This is a genomic window from Deltaproteobacteria bacterium (assembly GCA_020845895.1).
Lineage (GTDB): Bacteria > Lernaellota > Lernaellaia > JACKCT01 > JACKCT01 > JADLEX01.
In genome coordinates this window covers 1-9,858 of sequence record JADLEX010000014.1, presented here as the reverse complement: position 1 = coordinate 9,858, position 9,858 = coordinate 1, and the positions used below count along the sequence as shown (strand labels likewise).

General features: G+C 63.2%; 14 protein-coding genes. All 14 read right to left on the bottom strand.

What is annotated here, in order from left to right; translation table 11 throughout:
• Nucleotides 1-93: 93 nt before the first annotated feature.
• Nucleotides 94-417: a hypothetical protein gene (locus IT350_01620; protein ID MCC6156720.1), complete on the bottom strand. Its 324-nt coding sequence runs from the start codon at nucleotides 415-417 to the stop codon at nucleotides 94-96.
• 92 nt (nucleotides 418-509) lie between these two features.
• Nucleotides 510-986, bottom strand: coding sequence for a hypothetical protein (locus IT350_01615; protein MCC6156719.1), 477 nt, complete (start codon nucleotides 984-986; stop codon nucleotides 510-512).
• A gap of 12 nt (nucleotides 987-998) precedes the next feature.
• A complete protein-coding gene (locus tag IT350_01610; GenBank protein MCC6156718.1) occupies nucleotides 999-3,239 on the bottom strand; it encodes a phage tail sheath subtilisin-like domain-containing protein in 2,241 nt (746 codons plus the stop codon).
• A gap of 3 nt (nucleotides 3,240-3,242) precedes the next feature.
• Nucleotides 3,243-3,497: a hypothetical protein gene (locus IT350_01605; protein MCC6156717.1), complete on the bottom strand. Its 255-nt coding sequence runs from the start codon at nucleotides 3,495-3,497 to the stop codon at nucleotides 3,243-3,245.
• Between the two features lie 2 nt (nucleotides 3,498-3,499).
• On the bottom strand, nucleotides 3,500-3,862 hold the full coding sequence (locus IT350_01600; GenBank protein ID MCC6156716.1) for a hypothetical protein: 363 nt from the start codon (nucleotides 3,860-3,862) through the stop codon (nucleotides 3,500-3,502).
• On the bottom strand, nucleotides 3,817-4,587 hold the full coding sequence (locus tag IT350_01595; GenBank protein ID MCC6156715.1) for an HK97 gp10 family phage protein: 771 nt from the start codon (nucleotides 4,585-4,587) through the stop codon (nucleotides 3,817-3,819). Before IT350_01595 ends, IT350_01600 begins: the two co-directional genes overlap by 46 nt.
• Nucleotides 4,588-4,602: 15 nt before the next feature.
• Nucleotides 4,603-5,025 (bottom strand): hypothetical protein, encoded by a 423-nt coding sequence (locus tag IT350_01590; protein ID MCC6156714.1) that lies wholly within the window; start codon nucleotides 5,023-5,025, stop codon nucleotides 4,603-4,605.
• An 18-nt stretch (nucleotides 5,026-5,043) separates the two neighbouring features.
• Complete coding sequence (locus tag IT350_01585) at nucleotides 5,044-5,607, bottom strand: hypothetical protein (protein MCC6156713.1); 564 nt, start codon at nucleotides 5,605-5,607, stop codon at nucleotides 5,044-5,046.
• 4 nt (nucleotides 5,608-5,611) lie between these two features.
• Complete coding sequence (locus IT350_01580; GenBank protein ID MCC6156712.1) at nucleotides 5,612-5,983, bottom strand: hypothetical protein; 372 nt, start codon at nucleotides 5,981-5,983, stop codon at nucleotides 5,612-5,614.
• The gene (locus IT350_01575; protein ID MCC6156711.1) at nucleotides 5,970-6,422 is read right to left on the bottom strand and encodes a hypothetical protein; all 453 of its coding nucleotides are present in this window, start codon (nucleotides 6,420-6,422) and stop codon (nucleotides 5,970-5,972) included. Before IT350_01575 ends, IT350_01580 begins: the two co-directional genes overlap by 14 nt.
• Complete coding sequence (locus IT350_01570) at nucleotides 6,406-6,747, bottom strand: hypothetical protein (GenBank protein ID MCC6156710.1); 342 nt, start codon at nucleotides 6,745-6,747, stop codon at nucleotides 6,406-6,408. Before IT350_01570 ends, IT350_01575 begins: the two co-directional genes overlap by 17 nt.
• Before the next feature lie 13 nt (nucleotides 6,748-6,760).
• Nucleotides 6,761-7,630 (bottom strand): hypothetical protein, encoded by an 870-nt coding sequence (locus IT350_01565; GenBank protein ID MCC6156709.1) that lies wholly within the window; start codon nucleotides 7,628-7,630, stop codon nucleotides 6,761-6,763.
• A gap of 13 nt (nucleotides 7,631-7,643) precedes the next feature.
• Nucleotides 7,644-8,015 (bottom strand): hypothetical protein, encoded by a 372-nt coding sequence (locus IT350_01560; GenBank protein MCC6156708.1) that lies wholly within the window; start codon nucleotides 8,013-8,015, stop codon nucleotides 7,644-7,646.
• Between the two features lies 1 nt (nucleotide 8,016).
• Nucleotides 8,017-9,858, bottom strand: a 1,842-nt coding sequence (locus tag IT350_01555; protein MCC6156707.1) for a DNA methyltransferase, incomplete at its 5' end; no start/stop codon positions are given.

Here is a 9,858-nt window from a genome sequence, read left to right as displayed (position 1 = left end):
GGTCCACATCGGCGAAGCGCCATCCGAACCGGTCGCAGATATGGGCGCGAGCCTGCCGGTACCAGGAGGCCTCGACCTCCCGCCGCGCCCGGTTCAGACGTTTTTTAGGGTCACCCCGTCGGTCACGAAGCCGAGGCCCTTTTGAATCTGCTGGGCCAGGATCACGACCTTGCCGGGGTCCATCTGTAGATCGATCTGTTCGTAGGAGAGCTTCGGGTGGACCAGGAATTTCTGGACGAGGATTTCGTTCGCGGTGACCTCGTCCTTCACCGCGCCAATGAGCCGCTTGTACTCATTCCAGGCGCACTTGCGAGCGAGATAGATTTCCTCGTCGCCGGGAATGCCGATCTGGAAGAGCCGGGCCTCGGGATATTCCGCGCGAACAATGGCGATGGCCGCCTGCAGTCTGTCGTCCATTTCGTCCTCCGTAATGAAAAAGCCCCGGCCGCCCGCGAGGGCGAAAACCGGGGCTCGATGTTCTCGACGACCCTTATGGTCAGTTTTTCAAATCACACCATGCCTTCGCCCCAGATGGCGAGGCCGCTGCACTTCTTGCCCACCGCCGAGTCGTCGAAGGCGAAGCCCTCTTCGACGTCGGTGAACTCGAAGCCGGTGAACTTCTTGATCTTCTGAATGCCGTTTTTCGCCGGGTAGACGATCAGCACGGTCGCGTTCTTGATGTCCAGGAGCGAGGCGTATTCGGTCCCGTTGATCTTGACCACCTTGAGTTGCGTGGTCTTGCTGCGCGGGGCATTCGTCGGCTCCTCGACAACGGACTGGTTCAGTTCCTTGACCTCGAAGTCCAGTTCGAATTTCCGCTTGCCGCGTCCCATCGCGTGCGCCTTCACAAAGCCCGCGCCGTAGATCGGCTCCTTGTCCTGCGATTCCTTGTACGAGCAGTTTTGCAGGGCCATGATCTTGATGCCCTCGACGAGCAGCGAGATTTCCTCCCCCGCGTAACCGCTGATGTATTCCTCGTTGGCCATCGAACGCCTCCCTTACTTCAGGAAAACCTTGGTGTAGATTTTCTCCATCGCTCGCAGCGGCTGGATGCCCAGGCTCACGTACACGTCGCCGAGGAGCCGGTCGTTCTCGGAAGAGACCGCCTCGATCTCGTAATCGTCGATCTGGCCGTGGTCCTCCATGACGTCCAGTGGACGAGACATAAAGGATTCGAGCAGACGCAAGCCGTTTCCTTCCTCGTCGTTCTCCTCTCCCACCAGGGGCTGCGCCGCCTCGCGGGCCGCCTTGCCGCCGTAATAGACGGCGCGCAGGTCGTTGACGCGGGAGTAATCCGACGCGGGCGGGGCCGCCGTAAGCGAATGGGCGATGATGTATCCGCGACCGGGTTTCAGCCGCACGCAGTTGACACGGGCCTGAATCAGTTGCTGCACATGCCCCGGCGAGAACTCCGGAACGAGAGCGAGCACATTGGGGACCTGCTTATTGATCAGCGACTGCTGGACTTCGAGCGAAGCCATCACGCCCGCGCACGCGGAGGTAAGCGAACCCGCCGTGTAGCGCACGCCGTCGCTGCCCAGGAAATCCGCGCCGCCCGCGAAGACGACGCCGTTTTTATTGGCAACCGTGGCCATGCGGGACACGATGGAATCGACGTAGGCCTGGAGATCGCCCACGTATCCGGTGGAGCCGATCTCGTTGTTGGACGTGAAGGTCGGGCATTCCAGGACCGCGAAGCGCTCGGACAAAAACACGTCCAGCATGCGGTCGCAATGCACGAGAATCGAGTTCCAGATGTCCGCGCCGGTCGCGCCGACGCACTGGACCCAGGAGATTTCCGTCCGCGCCTCGGACAGTTCCAACGCATGGAGGTAATCGCCATTCGTCGGGTTGAGGCCGTCCGAGCCGCCGCCGAGCGTCTGTGGATCGTCGAAATTGTCGAGTTCGCCCTCGGCCACGAACTGCGCGTCGACCAGACTCTGGCCGCCGGTGATCAGGCCCGCAAGCGCCTGGTTGGTCCGCGCCCGGAAGACGTGCTGCGGCGGATCGTCCAGGTTGGCGTCCCAGAGCGTCACCACCGTGTCGAAGATCATCTCCTCGATGGTGAACGACACGTCCTGGATCGGATGACCGAGGTTGAAGGTCTCGACGATGCTCTGGTCGGTCGGCGCGTTCGGAAACGACGGGAAGCGGATGATCCGCCAGGCGTCGTCCGCGTCGCGCAGGCACATCTGGAAGTCGCCGGTAAGGATGTTCAGCGTGAGGCCGGTCGACTGCCCCGCGTTGGTGATGCCCGCGATGTCGATGGTGCGCATGATGGTCGACGGATCACCGCCCGGCCCGAAGGGGCCGATTTTGTAAATCTTCTGCGCGCCGGGATCGAGCACGTACATGCCGTCCGGTTGCTGCGGCTGACCGCCCTGCACGAGGAAGCTGATGGAGCCGCCGGACACGGCGGGGGTCGTCATGCCGAGCGTCGCGTAATCGATGGTCTGAGACGGCTCGGCGGGTTGCGCGACGATCTGGTCGAGCACGTACAGCTTCGTCGGAGTCGACACCATAATCATCGAACCGTGTTCTTCGTTGATCATGACGAAGGGAATCGCCGTGATCTGCTCGGCCGTGATGACGGTCGAGAGGTCCATGTTGTGTTCGGGAATCAGCGTGCCGTCGGCGTCGAAGTGGCGCAGGATCTCGTGGCCGTCCGCGTCGGTTCCGCCGACCCAGACCGACAGAAAATGATCGTTCTCCGGATCGTCGCCGAACTGAATCGCGCATCCCCGCGCCGCCGTGAAATGCGCCGAGAGGTCGACGCTGCGCTCTTGCTGGCCGTCCTCGTCGAGCAACACGAGCGTGTTCGCGGCCGCGTTCAAATACCAGGTATTCGCAATGAGTTCCGCGATCTCCTGCCCCACGGTGACGTTCACGCGGTTCCAGTAGTCGCCCGCCTCCCGTGCGACCAGACGAATGCCCGTTCCGCCGCTGTCACGTTGAAGGTCTAGAGAGGCCTTGGCGGTTTGCCCGACGCGCCAGGCGTAGATCGTCGAACTGCCCGCGTCGAAGGCCTCCTCGATGGATTTCAGAAGCGGGCCGCCGCGAAAGACCAGCTTGGCTTGCGCCTTGGCGTCCGGCCCGGAGAACACGTACAGCCGGTTGGCGAGGCCGCCCATCGCCGCGCCGATTTTGGCTTCGACGTTTGCGAGCGACGGGGCGACCGCTCCGATATGCCCATCCTCGTATTCGGTATAGGCGTCCGGGATGATCCTCGTGGTCGTCATTGTTTACCTCCCGCCCGCGGATGCGCCGAGCCAGGTCTTCACCTTCCCGGCGAATTCGCTTCGCGTGATCCGCGTGCTCGGCGTCCAACCGAAGGCCGTCTTCAAACCTGCCAGGACCGGCGGCGAGATGCCCAGGTCGGCCGCGAGCGAATCGACCGGCACCGCAGTCTCGGCCTTACCGGTGATTGAAATCGTCAGCTTCGACAGGTCCGGCAGGACTGGAAGCGGTTTTTCGGGAACGTCCTTTTTCTTGGCCATGTTCATGCTCCATACGCGAGATGGACGCGCTCGATACGGCTCGTCACATCGCGTTCGCGGTATCGCCGATGCGTCACCGCATAGGTCAGACTTTTTCTCGCCAGAAACGGTTCGCCGGTTTTATCCGTCGGCAGATCGACCGTGGTCACTTGCCGGATCGCCGTCACGCTCAGATCGTCGTGCGAAACCGGATCGACGATGCGCGGCGGGTTCGGATCGAAGCGCCATGCCTCGAAGGCCGCCTCCACCGAGGCCGCCAATTCCTCCACCCGTTCTTCCGCGCTCTTTTCGGCAATTCCCGGAACCCACAGATCAATCCTCAGTGAGGTTTCCTGCGGCAGCACGCGGCCCTTTTTGACCACCATGCCGTCGCCGTCCTTGCGCCGGTACTCGCTCGCGCCGCACCCCAACACCTGCGTGTTGCGGTCCAGCACCGTGAAGGTCGCCAGCGGATAGCGGACGTCCTTGCCATCGGGCCGAACGGCCAGGGCGGAAAGCCCGGTGATCCGATCTTGCAAATACTTGGCGATGGCGCGGCGCAATTTCCTGTCGTTTCCTTCATCTGCGACTTGGCCTTGGCGAGAGCCGCCGCGACCGCCGCGTCCACGTTCTTCTGGGCGACTTTGCCGCCGACGATGAACGCGGGTTCCAGGAAAGGCTGCGCTTTCGTGCCCGGATGTTTCACGCGCCCCACGACCACCGGCTCGCCGGGCTTGCCTTTCCGGTAGCGCCGCTTGCCGCTCTTCGTCGTGACGTACCGGCCCTTGGTTCCGCCGACCTTGAAAGCCAGCGCCTCTTTCTCGCGCGGCTTGATGTCGTGGGGCCGCGATCCGTATTCGACCGGCATGGCGTACTCGCTGTTCGTGCCGACCGAGCCTTCCTTGAAACCGTCGATTTCCGGCGTGATCGAAGCGCGCAGATTCCCGGTGTCCACCGGGCACCGGTGCTTGGCGTACTTCTCGATGGTCGTGAGCGTGTCAGTCATGGCCGTTTTCAGTTCCTTCTCTAATGCGACGGAGAAGTCGCCCAGCGCCGCGCCGAGCGACTCCACCGCCGGTAAGTCAATCTGAATCACGCCGTCTTTCTTCATGGTTCCCTTTGGCGATTACACGCCCGCGAAGGTCAGATCGACGCTCTCGCCGCAGTTCACGAAACCGGAGCCCTGCGTCACGCCGCCGACCACGGTGACCGTGCCCGCGTCGGCAAAAGTCACTTCCAGGTCGAACTCACCCGTAGCCTCGTCGGTCTCGATGATGATGTCGTCCGAGTCCGCGCCGGACAGCACGGTCCCGTCGCCCGCCGAGACGATGTCCATCGTCGCGCCTTCGGTGCAGGTCAGACGGATGCGCTCCTTGGCCGCCAGATCGTCGCCCAGCGCGTTCTGGAGCTTGAGCGTCACGGCGATCTTGTTGTCGGCCTCCGCGCCCGGCGTATCCCAGGTCACGACGGCCAGGTGATCGGCGAAGTCCTTCGCCAACTCCGAGGTGGTCACTTTCTGAACGGGTTTCACGGCATCCTGAATGGGCATGGTCTTTCTCCTTGGTCGTTACGGTTGAAACGAAACATCGCAACCGGTGCGGGCATCGAGCATCGGACTCGATTGCGTCGGCCCGGCGGCGAGCGAAACGGTGATGGACTCTTCACAGACAACGGTCAGATCGAGGCGCCCCGTGGCGTCGGTGCGGGCAATGAGATCGTCGGTGCCGTCGCCGGAAAGCGCCGTGCCCGCCTGACCGACGGACAAAGCCGCGCGTTCGTCACAGGTCACACGCACGACGTGCGCCGCGCCGAGGTTCTGGCCGATCAGATTGAGCAGTTGCAGCGGCACCGAGCGCGTCGTGGGATTCACAATGGAAACGGTTCCCCACGAGACGACGGCAAATTCGTCAAGCAGACCGGCGGCCAGCTTCGTGGCGGTCACCGCGCCGTCCGGCAGTTCGGACCCCGGCCCGCCTACCTGGTCGATCACTTCCAGGTATCCGCCCTCGATGGCCGCCTGCAGATCGGCGGTGAGATTGTCGGCCCACATCGCGGCGCCGGGCCGCAGCACCATCCCCTGGCCCGGCACATCGATGGTGGTCGTCGAAATATTTCGCAGCTTGATCAGCATCGGTTCATTCCTTGTATTCGCGCTCGAGGACGAGCGTTTTGTAGGCCCGCGCCCCGTACAGCGTGTGCGGCTCCACGTCGGTCACCCGGTAACGCGTGCCTTCAAACTCCAGGAAATCTCCCTCCTTCACGTCCGCTCCAAACTCCACATCCGCCGTCGCGTCCGCGCCTTCCTGCTCCAGGTTGTCCGGTCGTCCGTAATGGAATTCGACCGGCAGCGCCTCGGCGATCACGGTCTCCGCGCCCTCGCGCGGCCCGTAGAATTCGCCGGTCCCGGCGACGGCGGGCCGCGTGACCTTGCAGGTCGTGCCCTCGGCTTTTACGAGGTCGCCTGTATCGCTTTCGATCACGCGCTTCTCGCGGTCAGTGACGAGCATGGCGACGCCCCACCTCGAAGATCTGCGGTCGCACATTGCCCACGTCGAGTAGTCCGTCCGCGAGCGCCGGGTTGATCCGCGAAACCGCCTCGCGGTACCGCGCCAGCAGGTCCTTCTCCAGATCGCCCCACGCCTGCGCTTGCATGGTTTTGTCCACGCGCTTGTCGCCCGATCCGAACGAGAAGTTCGCACTCGCCGCCGACCGCAGCATCGAGCAGCAGAAGGCGTGGGCGCGCAGCACCACCAGGTCAGCGTCATCGCCGGTCAAATCCGGTGCGATATCGTCCCCGGCGATCTGATACAGGCGCCCGATGTCCCGATTCACGGCCAGGATCGAGCGCGTCAGCGCCCGCAGAACGTCGTTGTCCCCGAGCAGTTCACCCGCCGTGTCGCCGAGGTCGGTGCGCAGCAAAGCGAGGATTTCACTGACCAGTGTCATCGCCGCCCTCCAGAACCTTCAGCCGCCGACGAATGGCTTCCTGCACTTTTTTCTGCCGAGCTTCTTCGAGCAGCGACCGCAGCAGATCGACATCCTGCAAAGAGTCCACCGCCGCGACCGCCTCGTGAGGCAATAGGTCGTTGATGGGGAACGCGAGCTTCGCACGCACCGCCCCCAGCACCTCGACAAGGCCGTTTTCCACAGCCTTCAGCACCGCGCCCGTTACGCGGGTCACATGGACCTTGCCGCCGGGAAGGATCACCACCGTGCCGTCCTCGTGCGGCAGCGACAGGCGCGTCTTGGACAGATTGTGAATATCCGGCATGGCCGCGCCCTCCTTACGGTCGGATAACGACCTTCGCCAGAATTTCCGGACGAGTGACGCCCTGCGCGCACTCCATCCACACAAGCCAGCCGGTCTTGAACTTGAGCGCCTTGTAGACGCTCTCAGTCGTCAGCGCCTGGCGGATCGCCCATTTGCCGATCTCCTCGTCCGGGACGATGATGACCTCGGCCAAATCGGCCGCCGCCGTTGTGAGGATGTTCGCGCCGCCGAACACCTTGTAGATGCCCTTCTGACGCAGTTCGAGCTTGGTCTGCGGGTCGATTCCCTGCCACGAGCGCATGTCGTTGAAGCGCCCGCCGCGCATGATGATCGTGCCAGGCGCAAGCTCCAGGTCCTCGAGGATGGACAGCGCCTCGTTGAGCGCTTCCTCGGTCAGTTTCCCGCCGCTCGTCACCGTGACGGTGTTCTCCGGGGGCACGGCGGCGCTGATCACGGTGATCGTGCGCTTGTCGATCTCCTTGCGGATCTCGTTGGCCGCCGCTTTCTGGATGTCGGTGAGCGTGCCGATGTTGCCGTGCTTGAGAACCGAGATATCGACCATCGGGGTCGAATGAATCCGGTTGATCGGGAACTCCACCTCGTCCTCACCCAGCACCGATTCCTGCGCCTCGCCGTTCCGGGAAATCCAGTACGCCTTCACCTTCGGCTTCTTCTGGTATTTGGCCGGTTCGCCCTTGGGCAGGTTCTGCTTGGTCAGGAGCAGCGAAGTGATTTCCTTACGCTTGATCTCCATGTCGATGGGTGCGGCGATGGCGGTCGCGAGCGCCTTCAGGCCTTCCTCGGAAGAGACCGCCTCGCTCAAAAGCGCGGCCATCGCCTCCATGTATTCCTGGGAATGAACGTCGATTGCGGTCAGGTCCATGTGCGTGCCCTCCTTAGACCAACAGCTTGAACTTGAGCACGCCGCCGGACATCGAGATGGCCTGCGCCACGATGACGTCCCCGGCCTGCGCGCCGTTCGTGAGGTTGTGATTCGTGGCGTGGACCTTCAGCCGCTCGCCCGCCTGGATCGTGCCGGTGAAGTTGTCCGTCTCGTACACGCCGCCGCCGGTGTAGATGGTCGGCATCTCGCCCGACTTCACGTCCCGGAACAGAATCCCGAACGCGGGTTCCGTCGCGTCATCGGCAACCGCGAACAGGTCGTCGCCGACCAGCTTCATCACCGATCCGCACACCGCGTCGCCCTGGACGAATCCGTCGCCGTAGGCAATCCCGGTGTCGTGCTTCACATCCAGATAGTGGCCCATGTCACGCTACCTCCTGGCTCACGTTGGCCTTGTAAGCCGCCATGAATCCGGTTCGCAGTTTCTCCTCGAGGTTCGCGGGCTTCTTGTCGTCCACGACGAGCGGATCGACGCCCGCGTCGGCCTTCATCCGGGGCCGCACCTGTGCCTCGGCCCTCTTGGTCAGATCGCCGGGCAACGGCGGCTTGGCCGGATCGTCCTTCTTGGGCGTGGTGAGCGAATCGATGACCTGCTCGGTCGCCAGGATCGCCTCCTCGGTCAGACCGGCCAGGCGGTTCAGTTCCGCCGTGCGCGCCTCGTCGTTCTCGAAGCTGCGGCCTTTGCCTTCCCACTTCTTGAGCACCGTCTCGGCCTTGGCCCACCGCGCGGCCGCCGCCTGCTCGGTCTCCAGTTCCGAGATGCGCGTTTGCGCCTCCTCGAGTTGCTTTTTCAATTTCTTGTTCTCCAGGCGCAGCTTTTTCAGTTCCGCGTCCGGACCGTCCGTCGACGGCTCCTCGGCGGGAGCCTCCCCGCCCGGATCTTCCTGGTCCAGGAACTCGTCCTGGCCCTTGCTCTGCTTGCTCTTGTCGGCCATGAGTTTCTCCTTGTGAAAACTGGCAACCTTCTTGATCCTCGCGTTCTCGTCCGCGCCCTTCTTGTCGAGCAGGCCCACGCCGGTGAACACGACGCCGTGCAGAATCTCGAAGCACGGCTTGTTCTGGTACGCGCCGCCCTTGTAGTTCTTGAGGTGGACGCAATACTCGGCCTTGCTCTTGACCTTTTTCCCGCAGATGGAGCACTCGCCCTCGGCGTAATCGCACTCCATCGAGACCTGCCGGATGATCCCTTTGCGGACGAGGGCGTAGGCCTGGCGCGCCGCCTCGGTAACGCCGGTGTAAATCTCACCCACGCATTCGATACGGCTCTGTTCGCCGTCCTCGACGTATTCCGAGGACACGACGCCGCCGACGATGTCGCGGAAATCCTGGCTGTGGGCGACGTCGATCTTCGTGCCCACTACAGACTGGTAGGCTTTCCGGCATTCCTCTTCGGTGAAGTGATCGCCGTTCTTGTTGGTCCCGGCATGCGTCAGGATGAACGAGAACCGCTTGTCGCCCTCGTCGGTCTGCGCCTGCGCGATGAGCGACTTGGTGATGACCTGGCCGGTGATCCGGGTGTGGAAGTTGGCGTGAGTATTGGCCTGCGCCGCGAGCGGGCCGCTCGCCACGAAGAGCAGTTCCTGGGCGTCCTTGCCGCCGCCTTCGGGACCGTAGCGAGCGATGTTGTACCGGACGTCCATGCGCTTCACCGCGACCTGGTCGAAACGCTTTTTGAGCATCTCGACGACTTCCGGCTCGCGCGGGAACGCCTTGTCCCGATAGGACATGAGGATGGACTTGGCGCGGGATTTCTCCACCACGTCGCCGATCAGCGACGCGATGGTCTCCTTGTTGTACTTGGTGCCGGACTCGTAATCGCGGCGGGCGTTGTCGCGGATCTGCTTGCCCGCCCACATGGTCATGAGGCCTTCGACGAAGTGCATCTTGCCTTCGTAATCGTTGGCCCCGAACTCGGTGATGTAGGGCGGATCGGCGTAGACCAAGTCCACGTCGAGCTTCGGCAGGATCTCGCGAATCTCGCCGCAGAACGCCTTGCACGGCGTTCCCGAATCGAATACCAGGCCATTGATCTTGCGCACGTTCTTCACGAACAGATCGCGGAAATCCTCAATCGGGATCTCGCCCAGGCTCGTATCGCGCTTGCTCTCGTCCTCTGGCCGCCCGGTCATGCCCTTCTTGCTGCGGCCGAATTCGCCGAACCGCGCCTTGGTCATGCAGGCGTAGCCCATCGCAAAGAGCGCGATGTC